Below are 22,525 nucleotides of genomic sequence, written 5' to 3'. Positions count from 1 at the left end.
TGTCACGGGGTGACCACGCCGCCGGGCAATCCCCCGCCATATGGCCAGCAGCCGCCTCCATACGGTGAGCAACCTCCGTACGGACCCGGCCCGTACCCACCTCCGCCTCCGCCGCCGCCGTACTCCCAACAGCCGCCGTACTCCCAACAGCCGCCCGGCTATTTCCCGCCACCGCAGAAGAAGTCGAACTCAAAAAAGATCGTCTTCATCGTCCTCGGTGTCATCGCGGCGCTGCTCGTGCTCGTCGTCGGTGGCGGCGTCGCGTTGTATCTGGCATTCGGCCAGGGCACCGTCACCGCCACCGACGTCGAGATGGGTGACTGCCTTTCGGAGATCCCCGGCGACACCCGAGTGTTGACCGTCAAGACGATCGATTGCGCCGAACCGCATGCAGGGGAGGTGTTCGCGGTGTTGCAGATGCCCGGGGACGACTTTCCCGGTCAGGCGGCCATCGACACGTACGCCGACAAGTGCAGCCCGGAGCTTGCGACCTATTCGCCCTCGTCGATGACCGACGACAGCGTCCAGCTCTACGTGCTGTACCCCACAGCCGAGACATGGGAACAGGGCGACAGGGCTGTGACCTGCGTCGCGACGCTCGACCCGCCGCGGGCTGGTTCCATAAGAGGCTGAGTCCTTCGCGGGAGTTGAGCAGTACCTGAGGTACCGTTCTTCCATGACTTCGGAACAATTCGACGCCGTGATCGTGGGCGCCGGTTTCGGGGGGATCGGTGCTGCCATCCAGCTCAAGCGGTTGGGCTACGAGAACTTCGTCATTCTGGACCGGGAGGCCGATCTCGGCGGGACATGGCACATCAACCGCTACCCCGGCCTGGCCGTCGACGTCCCGACCACCACCTACTCCTACTTCTTCGAGCCGAACCCCCACTGGTCGCGACTCTTCTCCACCGGTGCGGAGATCAAGCAGTACGCCAACGATGTCGCTGACAAGTACGACGTGCGCGCACACATGAGGTTCAACACCAGCGTGGAGAGCGCCCGCTGGGACGAGGAGACCAAGGTCTGGTGCATCGCACTGGCCGGCGGCGGGACGCTCACCGCGCGCTACCTGATCACCGCCACTGGCTTTCTGTCTCAGCCGAAGACACCGGACATCCCGGGGATCACCCAGTTCGCGGGCAAGATCATCCACACCACCGAATGGGACGACAGCTACGACCTCGCGGGAAAGCGCATCGCCATCATCGGCACCGGCGCCACCGCGGTCCAGCTCATCCCCGAGCTGGCCAAGAAAGCGGCCGACCTCACCGTCTACCAGCGGACCGCGATCTGGGTGGTACCCAAGCTCGATTTCCGTTTCTCCGAGCGCGCAAAGCGCCTCTTCGCACGAGTGCCCTTGGCGCAGCGGGCCATCCGTGCCATCACCGACGCGCTGTACGAGTTCTTCATTTTCGTCGAACTCCACCAGAACAACCTTTTCCTTCGGCGGCTGAATGTCGCGGCGGGCGACCTATCCAAGACCCACCGCATCTTGTCCGTTCGGGACCGACGAGTGCGTGAGCAGTTGACACCCGACTACGACTTCGGGTGTAAGCGGCCGACGTTCTCGAACGACTACTACCGGATCTTCAACAAGCGCCACGTACACCTCCAAGCCAGCGGGATCGACCACATCGAACCGGACGCCATCGTCTCCAGCGACGGCACCAGGACGCCGATCGACGCACTCGTACTCGCGACCGGGTTCGACCTGTGGGAGGCCAACTTCCCGGCCATCGAGATCGTCGGCCGTGCAGGCCGTAACCTCGGAAAGTGGTGGCGCGACACCAGGTTCCAGGCGTATCAGGGATTGACGGTTCCGTACTTCCCCAACTACCTGAGCATGGCCAGCCCGTACGCGTTCCTCGGGTTGAACTTCTTCAACACGGTGGAATACCAGATGCGGCATATGGACCGGCTGTTCGGCGAGGTGAAGCGCCGCGGTGCCACCACGTTCGAAGTCACCGAGGAAGCCAACACCCGCTATCTGGACCGGATGTCGGAGCTGATCGGGGATTCGGTGTTCATGCGCGGGAATTGCGCGACGTCGCGGTCGTACTACTTCGACCCGAAGGGCGAGGCCAACCTGCTGCGCCCCCTTTCGACGCGCGCAGCGTTGAAGGAAGCCTCCGATTACCCGCTGAGCGACTATCAGATTGACTGATCAGAGAGGATCGGTAGCAGTGCCCTCAGAACAGAAGAATTCGCGTGGCGCCACGATAGCGGGCCTGGCCCTCGCGGGGACGGGCCTGGCCCACTTCGCGCGTCCTCAGCTCTTCGAATCGATCACCGCTCCGGCTTTTCCGCGCAACACCCAACAGAACATCTACATCAACGGTGGCATCGAGACGGCGTTGGGCCTCGGCCTGGTCGCACCGAAGACCCGCCGCCTGGCCGTCGTCGGGGTGCTCGGGTACGTGGCCTACTTGGCGGGCAACGTCGCTCGTAACCGGTAGCGGCCCAACAGCGTCAGGTCAAGCAGCCGCTCCATCGTCTCGAAGCTGTGCACCGACCGCTCGTAGTGCATCAGGCGACCGAGGTCGACCACCAGTGACATCGCCGCGTGCACGGCGAACCGCGCCTGTCCCGGTGTCCACTCCGGACGGACCGCCACGACCAGTTCGACCCATGCCTCCACCGTGGAGCGTTGCATGTTGCGCAGGATCTTCTGGTCGGCCGCGGTCATGTTGAGCCGCTCGCTGTAGTAGACGTAATCGAGTTCCGGCCGGTCGAACGACCGAGCGACGTACGCATCGATGACCGCGGTCAGCGCGTCCTGCGGATCACCGATGGTGGCCGTGATGGTCGAGGTATCCGCCGAGAGCCGATCGGCCGCCCTGCGGAACGCCGCCGCGAGGATGTCGCTCTTGCCGGAGAAGTACCGGTAGATCCCCGACGCCGGCATGCCGACCGCCGCGGCGATATCCTCCATCCCGGTGTCGCGATATCCGTTGAGATTGAACAAGCGCATCGATTCGTCAAGTAGCGCTTCGTATCTCGACGACTCCGTGCCTGTCGACACGTCAGGCTCGATGGCGCCCTGATCGTCGGCGGGGTCGGGGAGTTCGGCGGCCAGGACGGCACCGGCGAGCTCGGCCAGCAACGCCCGCACCTGAATCGCCGGCAGCTTGGCCCGGTGGTCGACGATGCTGCCAAGCACCGAAAGGACCGCGGTCGACAACGTCCAGCGTTGCCGACCCGTGAGCTCGGGGCGGATGACGCATAGGGGTCGCTGGATCCGGTGGTGCACGGTGCGCATCTGCGCTATCAGCGTGGCCTGGTCGTCGCCGCGCAGATAGCGGCCTTCCCATCGATAGAGCCCACCGGATTCGCGATTGGCCATCGCGGTGTCGACGAGCGCGGCGACCAGTCGGTGCAGGACTTCTTGCGGGTCCTCCGTCGTGGCGTCCTCGGCGAACTCTGTGCAGTCCACCAGCTGCTGGCCGAGGCTGAGCACCGCATCACGGAAGAGTTCGTACTTGCCGGTGTAGTGCCGGTATAGCGCCGCGGCCGAGATGCCCACGCGAGACGCGATGGCTTCCATGCTCACACCGTGAAAGCCCAGCGTGCTGAACGCTTCGGCCGAAGCACGAGCGATCTGGGCCTTGCGATCCTTGGGGCGGCGCCGAATCGATTCGCCGCTTGCTGGCCGGTGGCGCGCCATGGCACACACCATAACCGAAGTTACCCAAACATTGCTCGCGACCAGGTCGAAAACCCGCCGAAAGCAGTGACGATGGCAAGAACGGTCATTAACATAGAGGTTCCGCGACACGAACGGGGCCGTATGCATCACTATCACCATCGCGCGTTCTACTTCGGCGTCGGGTGCGTCGTCGTGATCGCCGCGGGGCTGCTGGCGCTCAATTATCCCGTCTTCCTGGACGCCTTCGACCAATACGGGTTCCAGATCAAGTGCGGAACGGGATTCGACACCGATCTGAGCCAGGCCGCGGCCGCCGCCGGTGAGCACTCCTACGTCGACCAATGCGAGACAGCTGTTCTCGTGCGCCGGCTGTGGACCATCCCGCCCGTGGTGATCGCGTCGATTGCGCTTGCCGTACTCGCTGCGGTGGCAGCGCTCGTCTGGGGCCGCGAATCGGCATTCGGCAAAGACCCCGTCGCCTGAAATAGCATCAACGTGTGAGCACGCCGGACGGCCCTGCGCTTTCCCGGCGGCTCGGCACTTTCGACGCCGTCATCATCGGCCTGGGGTCGATGGTCGGCGCGGGCATATTCGTCGCGCTGGCCCCTGCGGCGGCCGCCGCCGGGTCCGGTCTGCTCGTGGGCCTGGGCATCGCCGCGGTCGTCGCGTACTGCAATGCCACCTCCTCGGCCCGATTGGCGGCCCGGTATCCGCAATCCGGCGGCACGTACGTATACGGCAGGGAGCGACTCGGTGATTTCTGGGGCTATACCGCGGGGTGGAGCTTCGTCGTCGGCAAGACCGCGTCCTGCGCGGCCATGGCACTCACCGTCGGCTACTACGTGTGGCCGCCCTGGGCGCATGCCGTCGCGGTCGCAGCGGTGGTGGCGCTGACGGCGTTGAACTACACCGGCATTCAGAAGTCGGCGCTGCTGACCCGCGCCATCGTCGCCGTCGTGCTTGCGGTGCTCGCGGCGGTGGTGGTCGTCATCCTCGGCTTCGGCGACGCGGATGTGTCGCGAATCGGCCTCGGTTCGGACCTCTCCGCTGCGGGCGTGCTGCAGGCCGCGGGCTTGCTGTTCTTCGCATTCGCCGGCTACGCACGCATCGCGACCCTCGGCGAGGAGGTGCGCGATCCGGCCCGCACGATCCCACGCGCGATCCCGATCGCGCTGACCATTGCACTGGTGGTCTACGGCGTGGTCGCCGTCGCGGTGCTGGCCGAATTGGGCAGTGACACCCTGGCTTCCACGACGGCTCCGCTCGCCGACGCGGTCGCCGCGGCGGGCTTTCCCGCCTTGGAACCCGTGGTCCGCGTCGGGGCCGCCGTCGCCGCGCTCGGTTCACTGCTGGCTCTTGTTCTCGGGGTTTCGCGGACCACCTTGGCGATGGCGCGCGACCACCACCTCCCGCACGCGCTGGCCGCCGTGCACCCTCGGTTCGACAGCCCACATCGCGCCGAGGTGGCCGTCGGCATCGTGGTGGCGGTAGCCGCGGCGCTCGTCGACGTCCGAGACGCGATCGGCTTCTCGTCGTTCGCCGTGCTGCTGTACTACGCGATCGCCAACGCGTCGGCGTGGACGCTGGAGCCGGGAGGCCGGCGACTGGGGGCTTGGGCCGCGCGGATCATTCCGGGCTTGGGCCTGGCGGGCTGCCTGTTGCTCGCGTTCACCCTGCCCCTGTCGTCGGTGATCGTTGGCAGTTGCGTGGTGCTCGCAGGGACGGTTGCCTACGGTCTTAGAGCATGGCTCTCCTGACATGGACGAAGGTCGACGCCCGCGCCGACGACGACTTCGTCGTCGCGCCTGACGAACGGCTCGACTGGTTCCGCACGATCGGCATCGGCGCACAACACGTCGTGGCGATGTTCGGCGCGACCTTCCTGGTGCCGGTGCTCACCGGATTTCCGCCGGCGACCACCCTGCTGTTCTCGGGTATCGGCACGGTGCTGTTCCTGCTGATCACCGGCAACCGGCTGCCGAGCTATCTCGGTTCGAGCTTCTCGGTGATCGCTCCGGTCACCGCGGCCGTCGCGTCGAACGGCACAGGCAGCGCCCTCGGCGGCCTGGTGGCGGTCGGTGTCGCACTGATCGTCATCGGCGCCGTCGTGCATCTGGTCGGCACGCACTGGATCGATGTGACCCTGCCTCCGGTGGTCACCGGCGCGATCGTCGCGCTGATCGGCTTCAACCTCGCGCCCGCTGCGAAGTCGAACTTCGAGAAGGGCCCGCTCGTCGGCATCGTCACACTGGTGCTGTTGCTGGCGACGCTGGCGTTCTTCCGCGGCATCATCGGACGGCTCGCGATCTTCATCGCCGTGTTCGCGGGGTACCTGCTGGCGCTGATCCTGGGCAAGGTCGACACCTCGGGTATCAAGGCCGCACCCTGGGTGGGGCTTCCCGAGTTCCAGACCCCGACCTTCACGTTGGCGGTGCTGCCGATGTTCCTGCCCGCCGTCATCGCCCTGGTGGCCGAAAACATCGGGCACGTCAAGTCGGTCGGTCAGATGACCGGCACCGACGTCGATCCGGTGACGGGCCGCGCGCTGGCCGCCGACGGGGTGGCGACGACGCTGGCGGGCTTCGGCGGCGGTTCGGCGACCACCACGTACGCGGAGAACATCGGCGTCATGGCCGCGACCCGCGTTTATTCGACGGCGGCGTACTGGGTTGCCGCGGCGGTCGCCATCGCGCTGTCGCTGTGCCCGAAGGTGGGCGCCGCCATCTCGGCCATCCCAGCCGGCGTGCTCGGCGGGGCCACCGTTGTCCTGTACGGATTGGTCGGCATTCTCGGCGTGCGGATCTGGCTGACGAATGGAGTCGACTTCTCCAAGCCGATCAACCAGATGACCGCAGCCATCCCCCTCGTCATCGGCATCGCCGACTTCACCTGGCATGCAGGCAATTTGACGTTCACCGGTATCGCGCTAGGGTCGATCGCCACACTGGTCGTGTATCACGGCATGCGGCTGCTTGGGCTCAGGCGGACTAGCGAGCGCTCCGATGTCGCTGATCCCGCACCGGAACTCCATTGACGCCCTCGAGCGACTGCGCGTACGTGCCGACCGCAAAGGCCGCCGCCGCTCCCATCACCGACAACGCATCGCGGTCGATGTTGTCGATCGTGTCGCGCGGAGTCCGGTAGTTGGGGTCGTATGGCGCACCGGCGCGGCCACCCCAAAGCCGTGCCTGCACTTCGGTTTTCCGCTGTGAGGCACCCGTCGTCAGCCCGCCGACAGGCACGCCTGCGGTCAGGAATGCGTTGTAGTCGGTGTAGCGGGTCAGCGGCATGTCGGCGGGCCGCGCGCCCGCACTGTTGAGGTAGGACGCCAGCGTTCGCTCGATGCCGGCTGAACCCACCGGGACGGTATCCAGCGGGATTTCGGGATTCGGCTGGCCCGACTGGTCGCCGTCGTAGGTGAAGTAGCCGGCGTTGGGTGAGCCGATCATCTCGAGGTCGAGATACAGCGCGATATCGTCGAGTTGTCCGGCCTCGAGTCCGCGGATGTACTTCGTCGCCCCCTGCAGCGCATTCTCCTCCGAACCCCACAGGGCGAACCGCACGGCGTTGCGGATCTGCGGTGCCGAACCAAGCGCCGCAGCGGTCTCCAGCACCGCTGCGACACCTGAGCCGTCGTCGTTGATGCCGGGGCTGCGGGCAGAACTGTCGAGGTGCGCACCGACCATCACCACATTGCTGGTGTCACCTGATTTGGTTTGCGCCAGCACATTTCGGGCTTTCTTCATAACCGGTTTATTGTCCAGAATCAGCTTCACGGGCGCAGTGGTGCGCCGCAGCGCCGCGTTCGCGTCGTTGCCGATCACACCGACCGGAACGGTGAGTTGCTGGTAGTAGCCCGGCGTGAAGAGGCCGGGTGGGCTGCCGGCACCCGGCGCGGGAGCGCTGACGACGAGCATGCCCACCGCACCCCGGTCGACGGCGGCGTTCTGCTTGTCGACGACCGAGCAGCCAGTGTCGTCGACGACGGCGATCGCCCCCTTCATCGACACCGAGCCATAGTCGGCGGAACGGCATCCCGTGGATGTCCTCTGCGGTCGCAGCGTCACCCCGTTCAACCCGGCGCGCGGTGTGGTGATCAGCAGTGACGCCTGCTCGACGTTGTAGTTGCGGCCGGCGATCGTGAGTTTCGGGTCTCCGCCCTCCGAGCGGTCGAGCAACTCGAACTCCGGAGTCTGGACATCGAACCCTTTGTCCTGCAGGAACTTTGCAACGTAGTCCACGCTGGCGTCATAGCCGGGGGTGCCGTTGGCCCTGGTACCGTCGTTCGCTTCGGCGATCTTCTGCAGTTCGTTCAGGTGCGCATACATTCCGTCCGCGCCGACCTTGCCCGCCAGTTCGGCCGCCAGATCCGGTGAAGGGCCAGCGGAGTCCGACGAGGAGCACGACGTCAGCACCGCAGTGACCGCAAGGACTGCCGCCCACCGCTTCATGATTCGAGCACGTGACGTGTGCGGTCCTCGCGGATCGGCACACCGTTGCGTCCGGACTGATCCTGCGCGTACAGCGCGACGGCGTATGCCGCACCGCGACCGTTGATTTCGAACGCGGTCCGGTCGATGTTGTCGATGTTGTCACCGGATTTGTGGTAATTCGGGTCGAACGGCTGGCCGGCCTCTCCACCCCACCGCTCGGCCTGCTCGGGCGTCATCTTCTCCTCGGCGCCGGTGAACAGGCCACCGGCGGCAACCCCGGCGAGCGTGAAACTGCTGAAATCCGAACGACCTTCGAATTGGACGTCCTCGGGGTTCTTCCCCGCGCTCTTGAGGTAGGCCACGAGCGTGCGCTCGATCCCTGCCGACCCCTCCGGTATGCGTGGCGCCTGCTGACTGGGATCCGGCGGCGCGGACTGATCGCCGTCGATCGTGAAGTAACCCGGATTGGGCGAGGCCACCATGTCGAAGTTCAGATAGAGGGCGAGATCCATCAGCGCGTCGCGATCCAGCGATGCCACATAGTCGTTGGAGCCGAGCAGACCGAGTTCCTCCGCTCCCCAGAACCCGAACCGCACCGCGTATTTCACTTCCGGCGAGCTCCCCAGCTGCAGCGCCGTTTCCAGCACCGCAGCCACCCCTGAGCCGTTGTCGTTGATCCCGGGCCCCTCGGCGACGCTGTCAAGGTGTGCACCCGTCATCACGACGTCGGACGTGGACCCTGTCTTGGTCTGGGCGACCACGTTGCGGGTGCGCTCCACGCGTACGCCGGCGTTGAGCTTGACCGTGGCGGGGCCGGGATCCGCCCGCAGTCGCTCGCCGGTGTCCTTCGTGACGCCGATGACCGGAATCTTCACATCGGTGTCGGGACCGAGCGTGCCGCCCATCTCGTCGCCGTCGACGTTGTTGGCGACGACCAACGCGACCGCGCCGCGCTCAGCGGCGGCGGCCTGTTTGTCGCCGAATTGGCACTTCCCGCGATCGACGAGCACGATCGCACCGCTGACTGGCAGACCGTCGTAGTCGGATGCCGTGCATCCCGGTGAGTCCTCGACGCGGGCGGGCACCAGCTCACCGGCCACTCCGTCACCCTTCGTGCCGATGGTGAACTCCAGGGGAAACGCCTGGACTTTGTCGCCCGAAACGGTCAGCGCGGGCTCGTCGGAATAGGGCAGGCGCACCTCGAACTCAGGGGTTTGCACGTCGAACCCCTTGGCGCGCAGGGTGTTCGCCACATAGTCGACGCTGGCGTCATATCCGGGGGTGCCGAGTGCCCTGTTGCCCCCGTGCTCGTCGGCGATCTCCTGCAGCTTGGTGACGTGCGCCATCAGCGCGTCACCTATCACCGCCTCCGAGATCTTCTGCGCGAAGACCGTGGCCGCCGTGGTAGGCCCCGCCGGGGTGGCCGGAGGCTGCGACGGCTGGGGGCGCATCTCGCGTCCACACCCGGCCAGCACCAGAACGGCGGCCACCGACAGTGCGGCCAATCTCCACCACGTTTTGTGCGCCATCGCCACCACGTTATCCCGACTCGGCGGCACCGGGACCGGACACCTGCGCGACGACCAGATCGGCGACCGCCCGCATGCCCGCCGCATTGGGGTGCAGGGGTGCGGGGCGACAGGGCACGGGCAGACCGAAGCCGGTCGTCCACGGTTCGTCGGACCACGCGTGGTGGTCGACGCTGTGCTCGGCGACCCGGACAAGCCCGCAGCCGGTGTCGGCGGCGGCCTGCGCGGTGGCCCTGGCCAATTCGTCGGCCACATGCCGTCCCATGGCGGCATCGTCATCCGACAATGGCGGGGCGGCGGTACCGGACGGGGGCAGCAGCGTCAGGTAGTCGACGAACAACACCCGTGCCTCGGGTGAGCGCTGGCGCAGCGTGCGACCCACGGTCCCGAGCGACTCGGCGACCTCGACCAGGGCCCGCTCACGCGCCGAGGCATCCAGCCCGTCGGTCAACCGCCGACCGACCAGCGGCAGGGCACGCACGAGCCTCGGCAACCCGGCCGCGAACAGCAGCGGCACGTATCCGACGTCGTTGCCGCCGATGGTGACGGTGATCAGGTCTTCGGTCCCGTCGAGCGCCTCGATCTGCGGCGCGGCGCCGAGCTGCGGCTCGGCGAGCACGTTGGCGGTGGTCGCGCCGGAGTACGTCACATCGACGAGCTCGAGACCGAGCCGCTCAGCGACCAGGTGCGGATAGTTGCGGGCCGAACGGCCCGCCAAGAACGGGGCACCCTTGGCTCGGGGCCGGATACCCGGCCCGGCGGCCATCGAGCTGCCAAGCGCCACATACCGTTTCATATGGAAGGGCTGGATGCCTGCGCCCAGAATCGCTTCGGAATCCGGCCGGCCCGCCGGGCCAGATATCCGGCGGTGACGGCCGACGCCATCGCCGCGGCCATCGTCGCCGGGTCGGCGGCGCGGGTGACCGCCGTCGCGAGTAGCACTGCGTCGCAACCCAACTCCATCGCCAGCGCGGCGTCGCTCGCGGTGCCGATACCGGCGTCGAGCACGACCGGCACCGATGCGTGTTCGACGATCATCTCGATGTTGTGCGGGTTGGCGATGCCGAGGCCGGTTCCGATCGGCGAGCCGAGCGGCATGACGGCCGCGCAGCCGGTGTCCTCCAGCCGACGTGCGAGCACCGGATCGTCGTTGGTGTAGGGCAGCACGACGAATCCGTCGTCGACCAGCTGCTCTGCGGCCCTGATCAATTCGACGGCGTCCGGCAACAGCGTGCGCTCGTCGGCGATCACTTCGAGCTTGACCCAGTCGGTCTGCAGCGCTTCGCGGGCGAGCCGGGCGGTCAGCACTGCTTCGGCGGCGCCTCGGCAGCCCGCGGTGTTCGGCAATGGGGTGATGCCGAGCCGGTTCAACAGGTCCAGCACACCGGTGCCGCCCTCGCTGTCGACGCGACGCATCGCCACCGTGGTCAGCTCGGTGCCCGAGGCCACCAGCGCCTCTTCGAGAACCGTCAGGTTCGCCGCACCGCCCGTACCGAGGATGAGGCGCGATCCGAACTCGCGACCGGCGATCGTCAGCTTCGCGTCAACCACCCTGCACCGCCGTGACCACCTCGACGCGCGCGCCGTCGGCGAGCGTCGTCTGCCATTCCGACCGGGGCAGCACCGACCAGTCCACGGCCACCGCGATGCCCTTCTCGCCGAATCCCAGCCGCTTTACCAACGCGGCCACGGTCGTGCCGTCGTCGACCTCGACGGCTTCGTCGTTCACCGAGATTCTCATTGGCTCCTCACCGCACTTCCCACCAGATCAGCTTCGGGCAGCGGAACACCGTTCAGCTCCCCCAGTATCGCCTCGGCCGTCCACGGTGCCAGCAGAAAGCCGTTGCGTCCGTGTCCACCGGCGACCAGGGTGCGTTCGTCGAGCCGGCCGACGACGGGCAGTCCGTCGGGCGTCATCGGACGCAGACCGGCTGCGCACTCGGCGAACTCGTACTCCCCGAGCGCGGGCATCACAGCACACGCGTCGTCGAGCAGTTCGCGCACACCGGTGACGACGGGCGCGGTGTCGCGTCCGTGTTCGTACTGGGTGGCGCCGACGACCACGCCGTCGTGCCGCGGAACGAGGTACACCTGGCGGCCGTGCACTCGTGCGCGGATCACGCGCTGCGGTACCGGCATGCACCCCCGGCGCCAGCGCAGCCGAAGCACTTCTCCCTTCACCGGGCGGATCGGCAAACCGGGCCACAACGACGGCGCGTCGATGCCGTTGGCGATCACCACGGCGTCCGCCTCAGCGTCGGTCAACTCAGCGACCGGCGGCGCCCATCGCACTCCGAGGCGTTCGCAGTGCCCGGCCAGGGCGTCGACCATCGCCCGATTGTCCACGGCCAGTTCGGTTTCGGCACGAAAGCCGTGCCGGATGCCCTGCGCGAGCAGCGGTTCGATCTCGCGCGCGGCGGTCGTTGGCTCGACCGGATGCCCCTGAGCCGCCAACCACTCGCCGACGGTCTTCAGGTCCGCGGCGTCGGCCCGATCGACGGCGACGACCAGCGATTCGCGCGCGGTGACCACGCTGCCGGGAAGGCCGTCGAGGAAAGACCCTGCGCCCACCCGGTTCCACATTGCCAGCGACGCGAGCCCCAGCCGTAGCAGCCGCTCCTCGCCGGGCCAGCCCTCGCTGTGCGGGGCGAGCATGCCGCCTGCCACCCAGGAGGAGCCGGGCTCGTCGCTACGGTGCACGCGCACAGTCCAACCGTCGAGCGCAGCCCGTCGTGCGACCGCGAGCCCAATGACGCCGCCGCCGATGACTGCGAGTGATCTTTCTGCCATTTCCCCTCCCTTCGCCGGCATGACCCGGATCAGGTGCGTGACGGTAAGGGCAGGGCGTGCCCACTCTCAGTCCCCGGTCCCGGGACTCCCGTGTCGAGAATCCACGGTAGTCGCTAGCGTCGCGGTGTGCACAAAGCCTCCGAACGTCTCGCCGGATCCTCGCTCTACCTGTGCACCGACGCCCGGCGCGAGCGCGGTGACCTCGCCGAATTCGCCGATGCGGCCCTGGCCGGCGGGGTCGACATCATTCAGTTGCGGGACAAGGGTTCACCGGGTGAGCAGCGGTTCGGGCCGCTGGAGGCGCGCGGAGAACTCGAGGCCCTGGCCGTCCTCGCCGATGCCGCCCGCCGGCACGACGCGTTGCTGGCGGTCAACGACCGGGCCGACATCGCCTTGGCCGCAGGCGCCGACGTGCTGCACCTCGGCCAGGACGACCTGCCACTTCCGATCGCCCGCCGCATCATCGGCGACGGCCCGCTGATCGGCCGATCCACCCACGACGAGGCGCAGGTGGCCGCGGCGACGTCAGAGGACGTCGACTATTTCTGCGTCGGGCCGTGCTGGCCGACGCCGACGAAGCCCGGCCGCCCAGCACCGGGCCTGGACCTCGTGCGCGCTGCCGCGCAGTCCGGGACGCGCAAACCGTGGTTCGCCATCGGCGGGATCGACGCTGCGCGGCTGCCGGAGGTCGTTGCCGCCGGGGCACGCCGGGTCGTGGTGGTGCGCGCGATCACCGCGGCCGACGATCCGTCCGCGGCGGCGCGACAGTTGAAGGAAGAGCTCAGAGCTGCTTGTTGACCAGCAGCGGGATCGATGCCGACTCGGTGCGCAACCGCGCCCAGCTGGCGGCGAAGCCAGGATGCAGGGGCAGATCCGCGACGTCGTCTTCGGCGACCCACCGGAGTTCGGCACTCTCCCGATTGGGTGTGGTCGGTAGCTGTTCGGGGGCGTCGGCGATGACGGTCGTGTAGCTCCAGTAGGTGTCGTCTTCGCCGAACACCTCTTTGGTGACGACCTTCGTGCGCACCGTGAGTTGATCCTCGGACAGTCCGGCTTCCTCGTGCGCCTCCCGGATTGCGGCCTGTTCGACGGTTTCGTGACTGTCGCGCGCACCGCCCGGCAGACCCCACGTTCCACCCTGATGACTCCAGGCCGCCCGATGCTGCAGCAGCACCGCGGCCGAACCGTCGGGGTGCGGCGCCCGCAGCAACAGACCCGCAGCACCATGCCTACCCCAGAACCACGAGCCGGTACCGGACACCACCCAGCCGTCGCCATCGCCGCGCACGCGTCAAGAATACGGACGCGCGTCTTCGATGAAGCTCTTAGGATTTTTTTATAGAGTGGAACGGTCGAGAAACGATAGCCGGAAAGCAGGTCCGCGCGCGTGACTGTGGAGTTGGCGCATCCGTCGACCGAGCCACTCGCGTCGCGGTCGCCCACAACACCAGCGCACCCACGCTGGTGGTTCCTCTGGACCACCCCTGGCCGGATTCTGAGCATCGGCGTCGTGCTGTCCGCGTTGGTGATCGCGAGCGCCTTTGCCACGTCGACGACGATCAACGACCGCCAGGCGGCCTTGACCACCGTTCTCAACCACACCGAGCCGTTGGCGTTCGCCGCGGGGCAGCTGTACACGACGCTGTCGGTGGCCGACGCGGCGGCGGCCACGGCGTTCATCGCCGGCGCCGAGCCTCGCAACGTCCGGCAACGCTACGAGCAGGCGATCACCGACGCGTCGGTCGCGGTCACCAGGGCGTCGAGTGGTCTCACCGACGAGCCGATGGTGCAGTTGCTCGGCCGGGTCAATGCCGAACTGTCGGTATACACCGGGCTGGTCGAGACGGCGCGCACCAACAACCGGGCCGGAAATCCGGTCGGATCTTCCTATCTGTCCGAGGCGTCGGCCCTGATGCAGACGCGCATCCTGCCCGACGCGCAGCGTCTCTACGAGGAGACCTCGGCTCGGGTGGACGCGGAGACCACGGCCTCGACACGCATTCCGGGTCCGGTGATCCTCGTCGTGCTCGCGACGTTGTTGTTCGGTGTCTTCGCCAACCGCTGGCTGGCCCGCCGGACGCGGCGTCGCATCAACATCGGTTTCATCGCGGGTGGGCTGGCGGTGCTGATCATGCTGGTGTGGGTCGGAACCGCGCTGATCATCTCGACCGCGGACAGCCGCAGCGCCAAGGACACCGCCGCCGAGTCACTCAAGACCGTGACCACCCTGGCCATCACCGCCCAGCAGGCCCGCGCCGACGAAACCCTTTCGCTGATTCGGCGCGGCGACGAGGACGTGCGCAAGCAGTCGTACTACCAGCGCATCGACGTGATGCAGCAGCAGCTTTCGGACTACCTCGCCCGCGACGACGTCATAGACAAGACCGATCTGGCCGACGCGGAACAACTGCTCAAGAAATGGCGGGCGGCCGACGACCGGATCAACGCCTACATCGCCGTCGGCAACTATCAGGCGGCCACCCAGGTGGCGCTGGGCACCGGCCAAGACGACTCCACTCCGGCGTTCAACAAGCTCGACGACGCGCTCGGCAAGGGCATCGAGGAGAGTCGCAGCCAGCTGCGCAGCGACATCGTCAACGCCCACCGCGTGCTCTCCGGCGCTACCGTCGGGGCAGCGGTGTTGTCCGTCGTCGCGGCGTTGGCGGTGGCACTGGGTTTGTGGCCGAGGTTGAGTGAGTACAGATGATGTTGCGAAAGCTCACCGCCATCCTCGCCGCGACAGCGGTGGTGACGGGGTGCGCGCAGGCGTCGTCGGTAATTCAGACGCCCGGCGTCACGCTTCCTCCTCCGACGCCCGCGGGCATGGAGGAAGTGCCGCCCGAGGTGGTGCGCATTCCAACCGAACCCGAAGACGAGTGTGACCGCACCGCGAGCCTGCGGCCGTTCAACAATCGGTCCGACGCCGATGCGGCGGTCGAGAACATCCGGACCCGAGGGCGGCTCATCGTCGGACTCGACATCGGCAGCAATCTGTTTTCTTTCCGCGATCCGATCACCGGTGAGATCACCGGTTTCGATGTCGACATCGCCGGCGAGATCGCTCGCGACATCTTCGGCACCCCGTCACAGGTCGAATACCGCATCCTGTCGTCGGCCGACCGGATCGCCGGATTGCAGAACAACCAGGTGGACGTCGTCGTGAAGACGATGACGATCACCTGCGAACGCAAGAAGCTCGTCAACTTCTCCACGGTGTATTTCAACGCCAACCAGCGAATCCTGGCGGCACGCGACTCGACGATCTCGGAACCTTCGGACCTGTCGGGTAAGCGGGTATGCGTTGCCAAGGGCACGACGTCAATGCAGCGGATCCAGGAGATCACGCCGCCGCCGATCATCGTCGGTGTCGTCGCGTGGGCCGACTGCTTGGTGGCACTGCAACAGCGGCAAGTCGACGCCGTCAGCACCGACGACTCGATCCTGGCCGGGTTGGTCGCCCAGGATCCCTATCTGCACATCGTCGGACCCAGCCTCAACGAGGAGCCTTACGGCATCGGCATCAACCTGCAGAACACCGGGCTGGTGCGATTCGTCAACGGCACGCTGGAGCGCATCCGCCGTGACGGCACGTGGAACACGTTGTACCGCAAGTGGTTGACGGTGCTGGGGCCTGCCCCGGCGCCACCGGTGGCGAGGTATTCGGGCTGATGGCAGCCGTACAGTCCGACGAATCCGATCCGGGTACCCAACCGGCCAGCCTCGACGACCTAGAATTCGACAGCGCCGCCACGTTGCGGCCGATGGCCACCCAGGCGGTGTTCCGTCCGCACTTCGACGACGACTCCGAGGGGTCCTCCGTCGGCACCGGCGAGACCGAACCGCAGGAGCACACGACGGCGACGCGGGCGCTGTCTCCGATGCGCCGCCTCGGCGGCGGTCTCGTCGAGATTCCCCGGGTGCGCGCCAAGGATCCGCTCGAAGCGTTGATGACCAACCCGGTGGTCGCCGAGGGAAAGCGCTTCTGCTGGAACTGCGGCCGCCCGGTCGGCCGGTCCTCGGATGACGGCGAGGCGCTGTCGGAGGGCTGGTGCCCCCACTGCGGCAGCGCGTATTCCTTTCTGCCGCAGCTGAGTCCGGGCGACATGATCAACGACCAGTACGAGATCAAGGGCTGCATCGCCCACGGCGGCCTCGGCTGGGTGTACCTGGCTTTCGACCACAACGTCAATGAACGGCCGGTCGTCCTCAAGGGCCTGGTGCATTCGGGTGACGCCGAGGCGCAGAAGATCGCCATGCTCGAGCGTCAGTTCCTCGCCGAGGTCACCCATCCCGGCATCGTGAAGATCTACAACTTCGTCGAGCACGACGACAAGCACGGCAATCCGGTCGGCTACATCGTGATGGAGTACGTCGGCGGTACGTCGCTGAAGCAGGCCAGGGGCGAGAAGGTGCCGGTCGCCCAGGCCATCGGCTACATGCTGGAAATCCTTCCCGCCCTTGGCTATCTGCACTCGATCGGTCTCACCTACAACGACCTGAAGCCCGAAAACATCATGATCACCGAGGAGCAGCTCAAGCTGATCGACCTCGGCGCCGTGTCGACCATCAACTCGTTCGGATATCTCTACGGCACACCGGGTTACCAGGCGCCGGAGATCGTGCGGACCGGGCCGACGGTCGCCACCGACATCTACACCGTCGGCCGCACGCTGGCCGCGCTGACGCTGAACATGCGCACCCGAAAGGGCCGTTACGTCGACGGCCTGCCCGAGGACGATCCGGTGCTCACCGAGTACGACTCGTTCGCCCGGCTGTTGCGCCGCGCGATCGATCCGGATCCGCGACGGCGATTCGCCAGCGCCGAGGAGATGACGAGCCAATTGCTCGGCGTCCTGCGCGAGGTGGTGGCCCGCGACACCGGTGTGCCGCGCCCCGGCCTGTCCACGGTGTTCTCCGCCTCGCGTTCGACGTTCGGGGTGGATCTGCTGGTGGCCCATACCGACGTCTATCTCGATGGGCAGGTGCATTCCGAGCGGCTCACCGCGCAGGACATCGTCAAGGCGCTGCAGGTACCACTTGTCGATCCGGCGGATGTCGGCGCGACCGTGTTGTCGGCGAGCGTGCTCACGCAACCCGTGCAGACACTCGACTCGTTGCGCGCCGCCCGCCACGGTGCGCTCGATTCTGAGGGCATCGATCTGTCGGAGTCGGTCGAACTACCGCTGATGGAGGTTCGCGCGCTGCTCGACCTCGGCGACGTGGCCAAGGCCACCCGGAAGCTCGAGGATCTTGCCGAGCGAGTCGGCTGGCGGTGGCGGCTGGTGTGGTTCCGGGCTGTGTCGGCGATGCTGACAGCCGATTACGATTCCGCCACAAAGTATTTCACGGAGGTGCTCGACACCCTGCCCGGTGAGCTGGCGCCCAAGCTCGCCCTGGCGGCCACCGCGGAGTTGGCGGGCGCGCAGGTCGACGAGGCGCCGCAGCGCAAGTTCTACGACACGGTGTGGTCCACCGACAACGGCGTCATCTCGGCGGGCTTCGGGCTGGCGCGTTCGCAGTCGGCGGCGGGAGACCGCGACGCCGCCGTGCGGACGCTGGACCAGGTGCCCGTCATGTCGCGGCACTTCACGACCGCCCGCCTGACGAGCGCCGTGACGCTGCTGTCCGGACGGTCGACGAATGAGATCACCGAGCAACACATCCGCGATGCGGCGCGGCGCGTCGAAGCGCTGCCGGACACCGAACCGCGCGTGCTACAGATCCGGGCACTGGTCCTCGGCACCGCGATGGACTGGCTGGCGGACAACACCGCGAGCACCAACCACATCCTCGGCTTTCCCTTCACCGAACACGGGCTGCAGCTCGGCGTCGAGGCCTCGCTACGTGCCCTCGCGCGGGTCGCACCCACCCAGGGCCACCGCTATGCCCTGGTTGATCTTGCGAACAGCGTGCGGCCCACGTCGACGTTCTGACGATCAGCAACGAAATCCGTAGCATCTGGCCGGGGTCGCAGGTGTTACGAGCAGTAATCCCTCATCAACCTGCCATAGTCATCCGACGGAATTCGTAGTAGCGTTTCCCTCAGCTTGAGATGACAACCAACCTATGACGTCACAGCGGCTTTGAGAAGTAGGGCCTGACCCCCTGACGGCATCCCAGTTCGACTGAGGAGCCCACAGTGACCATCAGTACTTCCCGCGTATTCAGACCCGATCCCGAATCCATCGGCAGGCGCGAGGTGCACCACCGCGGCGTGTTCAGCGCACACCGCGATGGCCCGTCAACGGTCACCGTCACCGTTGAGGGTGAGATCGACGCGGCGAACAGCCGTGAACTCGCCGGCTACGTCCAGCGTCACATCGCGGGTTCGACGCACGTGATCATCGACCTACGGCTGGTGGATTTCCTCGGCACCGCGGGTTTCGCCGCACTGCACAACATCAACGTGATCTGTTGCGGATGCGAAGCCACGTGGGTGCTGCAGGCCGGCAAGCAGGTCCGTCGTCTCCTCGCGATCTGCGATCCCGAGGGTGCGCTGCCGCTGGAGAAGGCATCGCCGCTGCTCACCCCAGTTCAGTAACCACGGAGACGCAGGCCCTGGCGATCGCCAGCTCCTCGTCGGTGGGAACCACGAGCACGGTCGTGCTCGAGCTCTCTGCCGAGATCCGGCGTGCGCCCTTGCTTCGCTCGGCGTTGAGTTCCTCGTCGAGCTCGACACCCAGCGCCGACATTCCGCTCAGCGCGTCGCGACGGACAGCGGCGTCGTTCTCGCCGACCCCGGCGGTGAAGGTGATGACGTCGGCCGAACCGAGCACCGCGAGGTAGGCGCCGATGTACTTGCGCAACCGGTGGATGTAGACCTCGTAGGCCAATTGTGCTGCCGGATCGCCGGATTCGATGCGCTGGTGGAGGACCCGGAAGTCGATCTCACCGCCGAGGCCCAGCATTCCGGAGCGACGGTTGAGCATCGACTCGATGTCCTCGACACTCATCTCGGCGGTGCGCGACAGATAGGTGATGATCCCGGGATCGATATCTCCGGAGCGGGTGCCCATCACCAGACCCTCCATCGGTGTCAATCCCATGGAGGTATCAACGGGACGGCCGCCGGCTATCGCCGACGCCGACGCGCCGTTGCCGAGGTGTAACACGATCTGGCGCAGCGAATCCAGTGGTACACCGAGGAATTCGGCGGCCCGCTCGCTGACGAACTGGTGCGATGTGCCGTGGAATCCATAGCGCCGGATGTTCCACTGCGCCGCGATATCGCGGTCGATCGCGTAGGTGGCCGCGGCGGGTGGAAGGTCGTGAAAGAAGGCGGTGTCGAATACGGCGACGTGCGGTAAATCGGGCAGCGCTTTGCGAGCCACTTCGATACCCAGCAGCGCGGGGGGATTGTGCAGCGGCGCAAGCGGAGACAGTGCTTCCAGCTTGGCGATCAAGGCGTCGTCGACCAGCGCGGGCCGATAGAGGTCCGGACCCCCGTGCACCACCCGATGACCAACGGCCACGAGTCCGGCCATATCGTCGGCCAGTTCGTCGAACACCACCTGTAACGCCGCGGCGTGGTCGGGAACTCCCCCGTCGTCCCCGATCCTCTCGACTATGCCGTCGGCGATCATACTGCCCGAATCTGACTCCACCACAGCATATTTCAGCGATGACGACCCCGAGTTCACGACCAGGACGCGACTCACAGCGTTTGTGCCTGAATCGCCGTGATCGCGACGGTGTTGACGATGTCCGCCACCAGTGCGCCCCTCGACAGATCGTTGACCGGTTTCTTCAGGCCCTGCAACACGGGGCCGATCGCGATCGCGCCGGCGCTTCGCTGGACCGCCTTGTAGGTGTTGTTGCCGGTATTGAGGTCGGGGAAGATCAGCACGGTGGCGTGCCCGGCGACCTTCGAGTCGGGCATCTTCGTCTTCGCCACCGACGGTTCGACCGCCGCGTCGTACTGAATTGGCCCGTCGACCAGCAACTCCGGCTCTCGCTCGCGTACGAGTTCCGTTGCGGCCCTGACCTTGTCGACGTCAGCTCCGGTGCCACTGGTACCGGTCGAGTACGACAGCATCGCCACTCGCGGCTCGATACCGAACCTCGCGGCGGTGCGGGCCGACGATACGGCTATGTCGGCGAGCTGTTCCGATGTCGGGTCGGGCACGATCGCGCAGTCGCCGTAGGCGAGCACCCGGTCGGCGAGGCACATCAGGAAGATGCTCGACACCGTCGACACGTCGGGCAATGTCTTGATGATCTCGAACGACGGCCGCACAGTGTGGGCAGTGGTGTGGCGAGCGCCGGACACCATGCCGTCGACGATGTCGTTGTGCACGAGCATGGTGCCGAAATACGAGACGTCGTGAATGATCTCGCGGGCATGCTCGACGGTGACGCCCTTGTGTTTGCGCAACTCGGCGTACTGTTCGGCGAATTTGTCGCACAGCTCGCTGGTCTTCGGGTCGAGCACCGCTGCCGCAGAAAGGTCCAGACCCAGTTCAGCTGCCCGCGCGCGGATCTGGGCTTCCTCTCCGAGGATCGTCAGGTCAGCGACGCCGCGCTTCAACAGCCGGCCCGCCGCGGTGAGGATGCGATCGTCGTCGCCTTCGGGCAGCACAATGCGTTTGCGGTCCGAGCGCGCCCAGTCCAGCAGCTGGTACGTGAACATCTGCGGGGTGACGACCGAGGGCATCACGATGGTCAACTGTGCGAGCAGGTCGGCGATGTCGACGTGTGCGTCCATCAGCGCCAGTGCGGTGTCGATCTTGCGCACCGAGGTCGCGGTGACCCTGCCGCGCGCCGACGCCACCCGGCTGGCCGTCTCGAACGTGCCGAACCGCGTCGCGAGGATCGGCAGGCGCAGACCCAGACCTGACACCAACGAGGCGATCGATGGGTGCAGTTCGAGGCCGCCGTTGAGGATCAGGCAGGACAGCGACGGGAAGCCTTCGGCGGCGTGCGCGCTCACGACTGCGAGCACGACATCGGATCGGTCGCCCGCCGTGATGACGGCAACGCCTTCGTTCAGCCGCTCCAGCACGTGCTCGGCGGTCATGCCCGCCACCAGCACGTCCATCGCCTCACGCGAAAGCAGTGCGGGATCGCCCGCGATCACCGTGCCCTCCACGGCGGCCTGCAACTCGGCGACCGACGGCGCCACCAGCAGCGGCTCCTCGGGCAGCACGTAACACTTGGGCCCGAACGGTTCGAGCGCTGCGGCCAGGGCGCCCATCCCATCCGGGTCGCAGCGGTTGGCCACCACCGCAGCGGTGTGCGCGTGCTGGGCGCTGATCTCGGCCAGGCACACGTCGACGATCTGGGCGACGTGTTCGGGACTGCGGTCTTTTGCCTTCACTGCGAGGACGACGGGCGCGCCGAGGTTTGCCGCGATGCGGGCATTCGTCGACAACTCGCTGGGGGCGGCGACGTCGGTGTAGTCACTGCCGACGATGAGCACGGCGTCGCACTGGTCGGCCACCCGGTGATAGCGGTCGACGATATCGCCGATCGCTGCATCGGGGTCCTCGTGTAGCTGCTGATAGCTGACGCCCACACAATCCTCGTACGGCAATCCCGCGGTCGCCTGCGACAGCAACAGCTCGAGGATGTAGTCGCGGTCCTCGCCGAGCCGGGTGATGGGGCGGAAGACGCCAACCTTTGCGACGTTGGTGGCGAGCCGATGAAGGATGCCAAGGGCGATTGTCGACTTGCCCGTGTCGCCTTCCGGTGAAGCGATGTAGATCCCCGAAGTTGGCTCAGCGGGCACGTGGACAAGCCTAGGGCACGGGCGAGGCCGAGTGTGCGGCACGCGGCCCGGACGGCTATTGACGTGCTCGTCATCAAGATCGCGTACGATTGCGAGGACGGCCGCGGGGGGCCGGTGATACAGCTCGCGCAGCGTGAATACCCGCTGTGAGCCTTTGCCAAATATTGACGGCTGTGTGATTTTGTTCATATGTCACACCCAGTTACGGAATTTGCTGATACCGTGCATCTCAGCACAAACACGCCATCAGTCCCGTTGTTGCCTTAGCAAATCTCATAACTGAACGTCCCTGTCCAGGGCGTCCCCGAGGTGAATCTTGGAAACTTCCTACGTCACTCGCCTGTGCTCGTTTGCTCGGCAGTCTGCATGTTCACCGGGTTCGATAGCTGCCGCCTTGCCG

At 66.7% G+C, this 22,525-nt stretch carries 21 protein-coding genes and 1 riboswitch; of the genes, 11 read left to right on the top strand and 10 right to left on the bottom strand.

Annotated elements, in window-relative coordinates:
* Positions 1–9 precede the first annotated feature (9 nt).
* Genes BST47_RS05100 through BST47_RS05090 form a run of 3 tightly spaced genes read left to right on the top strand, consistent with a single transcriptional unit; the run spans position 10 to position 2,456 of the window.
* Positions 10–633: a septum formation family protein gene (locus tag BST47_RS05100; RefSeq protein WP_083124114.1), complete on the top strand. Its 624-nt coding sequence runs from the start codon at positions 10–12 to the stop codon at positions 631–633.
* Between the two features lie 43 nt (positions 634–676).
* Complete coding sequence (locus tag BST47_RS05095) at positions 677–2,164, top strand: flavin-containing monooxygenase (protein ID WP_083124113.1); 1,488 nt, start codon at positions 677–679, stop codon at positions 2,162–2,164.
* Positions 2,165–2,183: 19 nt separating this feature from the next.
* Complete coding sequence (locus tag BST47_RS05090) at positions 2,184–2,456, top strand: DoxX-related protein (protein ID WP_083124112.1); 273 nt, start codon at positions 2,184–2,186, stop codon at positions 2,454–2,456.
* Here BST47_RS05090 and BST47_RS05085 read toward each other — a convergent pair.
* Entirely contained in the window at positions 2,423–3,664 is a 1,242-nt protein-coding gene (locus BST47_RS05085; RefSeq protein WP_083124289.1) for a TetR/AcrR family transcriptional regulator, read from the bottom strand. The genes BST47_RS05090 and BST47_RS05085 overlap by 34 nt on opposite strands.
* 123 nt (positions 3,665–3,787) lie before the next feature.
* Between BST47_RS05085 and BST47_RS05080 the strand changes: the two genes are divergently transcribed.
* From BST47_RS05080 to BST47_RS05070, 3 genes are read left to right on the top strand one after another with little or no spacing between them, the layout of a single operon-like run.
* Positions 3,788–4,129, top strand: a complete 342-nt coding sequence (locus tag BST47_RS05080; protein ID WP_107528853.1) for a hypothetical protein — start codon at positions 3,788–3,790, stop codon at positions 4,127–4,129.
* 14 nt (positions 4,130–4,143) lie between these two features.
* Positions 4,144–5,403, top strand: coding sequence for an APC family permease (locus BST47_RS05075; protein WP_083124111.1), 1,260 nt, complete (start codon positions 4,144–4,146; stop codon positions 5,401–5,403).
* Positions 5,391–6,680, top strand: a complete 1,290-nt coding sequence (locus BST47_RS05070) for a uracil-xanthine permease family protein (RefSeq protein ID WP_083124110.1) — start codon at positions 5,391–5,393, stop codon at positions 6,678–6,680. The genes BST47_RS05075 and BST47_RS05070 overlap by 13 nt, the downstream gene beginning before the upstream one ends.
* Here the strand turns inward: BST47_RS05070 and BST47_RS05065 are convergent.
* From BST47_RS05065 to thiO, 6 genes are all read right to left on the bottom strand, one after another.
* Positions 6,634–8,097 (bottom strand): M28 family peptidase, encoded by a 1,464-nt coding sequence (locus BST47_RS05065; protein WP_083124109.1) that lies wholly within the window; start codon positions 8,095–8,097, stop codon positions 6,634–6,636. The genes BST47_RS05070 and BST47_RS05065 overlap by 47 nt on opposite strands.
* The gene (locus BST47_RS05060) at positions 8,094–9,608 is read right to left on the bottom strand and encodes a M28 family metallopeptidase (RefSeq protein ID WP_083124287.1); all 1,515 of its coding nucleotides are present in this window, start codon (positions 9,606–9,608) and stop codon (positions 8,094–8,096) included. Before BST47_RS05060 ends, BST47_RS05065 begins: the two co-directional genes overlap by 4 nt.
* A 10-nt stretch (positions 9,609–9,618) precedes the next feature.
* Complete coding sequence (locus BST47_RS05055; protein ID WP_207568530.1) at positions 9,619–10,404, bottom strand: SGNH/GDSL hydrolase family protein; 786 nt, start codon at positions 10,402–10,404, stop codon at positions 9,619–9,621.
* Positions 10,401–11,159, bottom strand: coding sequence for a thiazole synthase (gene thiG / locus BST47_RS05050; RefSeq protein ID WP_083124108.1), 759 nt, complete (start codon positions 11,157–11,159; stop codon positions 10,401–10,403). Before thiG ends, BST47_RS05055 begins: the two co-directional genes overlap by 4 nt.
* Positions 11,152–11,349, bottom strand: a complete 198-nt coding sequence (thiS, locus tag BST47_RS05045) for a sulfur carrier protein ThiS (RefSeq protein ID WP_083124107.1) — start codon at positions 11,347–11,349, stop codon at positions 11,152–11,154. Before thiS ends, thiG begins: the two co-directional genes overlap by 8 nt.
* The gene (thiO, locus tag BST47_RS05040) at positions 11,346–12,398 is read right to left on the bottom strand and encodes a glycine oxidase ThiO (protein WP_083124106.1); all 1,053 of its coding nucleotides are present in this window, start codon (positions 12,396–12,398) and stop codon (positions 11,346–11,348) included. Before thiO ends, thiS begins: the two co-directional genes overlap by 4 nt.
* A riboswitch (TPP riboswitch) is annotated at positions 12,388–12,500 on the bottom strand. (Overlaps the previous gene by 11 nt.)
* Positions 12,501–12,524: 24 nt before the next feature.
* Here thiO and thiE point away from each other — a divergent pair.
* Positions 12,525–13,196, top strand: coding sequence for a thiamine phosphate synthase (thiE, locus tag BST47_RS05035; RefSeq protein WP_083124105.1), 672 nt, complete (start codon positions 12,525–12,527; stop codon positions 13,194–13,196).
* Here thiE and BST47_RS05030 read toward each other — a convergent pair.
* A complete protein-coding gene (locus BST47_RS05030; protein ID WP_083124104.1) occupies positions 13,180–13,686 on the bottom strand; it encodes an NUDIX hydrolase in 507 nt (168 codons plus the stop codon). The two genes, thiE and BST47_RS05030, sit on opposite strands and share 17 nt — an antisense overlap.
* 99 nt (positions 13,687–13,785) lie before the next feature.
* Here BST47_RS05030 and glnX point away from each other — a divergent pair, with 99 nt between their 5' ends.
* The 4 genes from glnX to BST47_RS05010 all read left to right on the top strand — a co-directional run bounded on the left by glnX (position 13,786) and on the right by BST47_RS05010 (position 18,939).
* Positions 13,786–15,105 (top strand): protein kinase G-activating protein GlnX, encoded by a 1,320-nt coding sequence (gene glnX, locus BST47_RS05025; RefSeq protein ID WP_083124103.1) that lies wholly within the window; start codon positions 13,786–13,788, stop codon positions 15,103–15,105.
* The gene (locus tag BST47_RS05020; RefSeq protein WP_420094021.1) at positions 15,105–16,067 is read left to right on the top strand and encodes a glutamate ABC transporter substrate-binding protein; all 963 of its coding nucleotides are present in this window, start codon (positions 15,105–15,107) and stop codon (positions 16,065–16,067) included. Before glnX ends, BST47_RS05020 begins: the two co-directional genes overlap by 1 nt.
* Complete coding sequence (locus tag BST47_RS05015; RefSeq protein WP_083124286.1) at positions 16,067–18,331, top strand: serine/threonine-protein kinase PknG; 2,265 nt, start codon at positions 16,067–16,069, stop codon at positions 18,329–18,331. Before BST47_RS05020 ends, BST47_RS05015 begins: the two co-directional genes overlap by 1 nt.
* 206 nt (positions 18,332–18,537) lie before the next feature.
* Entirely contained in the window at positions 18,538–18,939 is a 402-nt protein-coding gene (locus tag BST47_RS05010; RefSeq protein ID WP_083124101.1) for an STAS domain-containing protein, read from the top strand.
* Here the strand turns inward: BST47_RS05010 and BST47_RS05005 are convergent.
* Together BST47_RS05005 and pta are read right to left on the bottom strand one after the other, a co-directional pair.
* Positions 18,923–20,056 (bottom strand): acetate kinase, encoded by a 1,134-nt coding sequence (locus BST47_RS05005; protein ID WP_083124100.1) that lies wholly within the window; start codon positions 20,054–20,056, stop codon positions 18,923–18,925. The genes BST47_RS05010 and BST47_RS05005 overlap by 17 nt on opposite strands.
* Positions 20,053–22,125, bottom strand: a complete 2,073-nt coding sequence (gene pta / locus BST47_RS05000) for a phosphate acetyltransferase (protein WP_083124099.1) — start codon at positions 22,123–22,125, stop codon at positions 20,053–20,055. The genes BST47_RS05005 and pta overlap by 4 nt, the downstream gene beginning before the upstream one ends.
* Between the last annotated feature and the right edge of the window lie 400 nt (positions 22,126–22,525).

The sequence above is a fragment of the Mycolicibacterium tusciae genome (assembly GCF_002086795.1).
Lineage (GTDB): Bacteria > Actinomycetota > Actinomycetes > Mycobacteriales > Mycobacteriaceae > Mycobacterium > Mycobacterium tusciae.
Note: the sequence above shows the minus strand (reverse complement) of the source record. Positions and strands in the feature narration are given on the sequence as shown.

Excerpts from the sequence above, each read along its gene's own strand:
- BST47_RS05020 (WP_420094021.1), top strand. The coding sequence starts at position 15,105 with ATGTTGCGAAAGCTCACCGCCATCCTCGCCGCGACAGCGGTGGTGACG.
- BST47_RS05095 (WP_083124113.1), top strand. The coding sequence starts at position 677 with ATGACTTCGGAACAATTCGACGCCGTGATCGTGGGCGCCGGTTTCGGG.
- BST47_RS05065 (WP_083124109.1), bottom strand. The coding sequence starts at position 8,097 with ATGAAGCGGTGGGCGGCAGTCCTTGCGGTCACTGCGGTGCTGACGTCG.
- BST47_RS05070 (WP_083124110.1), top strand. The coding sequence starts at position 5,391 with ATGGCTCTCCTGACATGGACGAAGGTCGACGCCCGCGCCGACGACGAC.
- BST47_RS05080 (WP_107528853.1), top strand. The coding sequence starts at position 3,788 with ATGCATCACTATCACCATCGCGCGTTCTACTTCGGCGTCGGGTGCGTC.
- BST47_RS05015 (WP_083124286.1), top strand. The coding sequence starts at position 16,067 with ATGGCAGCCGTACAGTCCGACGAATCCGATCCGGGTACCCAACCGGCC.
- BST47_RS05055 (WP_207568530.1), bottom strand. The coding sequence starts at position 10,404 with ATGAAACGGTATGTGGCGCTTGGCAGCTCGATGGCCGCCGGGCCGGGT.
- BST47_RS05085 (WP_083124289.1), bottom strand. The coding sequence starts at position 3,664 with ATGGCGCGCCACCGGCCAGCAAGCGGCGAATCGATTCGGCGCCGCCCC.
- BST47_RS05060 (WP_083124287.1), bottom strand. The coding sequence starts at position 9,608 with ATGGCGCACAAAACGTGGTGGAGATTGGCCGCACTGTCGGTGGCCGCC.
- thiS (WP_083124107.1), bottom strand. The coding sequence starts at position 11,349 with ATGAGAATCTCGGTGAACGACGAAGCCGTCGAGGTCGACGACGGCACG.
- thiO (WP_083124106.1), bottom strand. The coding sequence starts at position 12,398 with ATGGCAGAAAGATCACTCGCAGTCATCGGCGGCGGCGTCATTGGGCTC.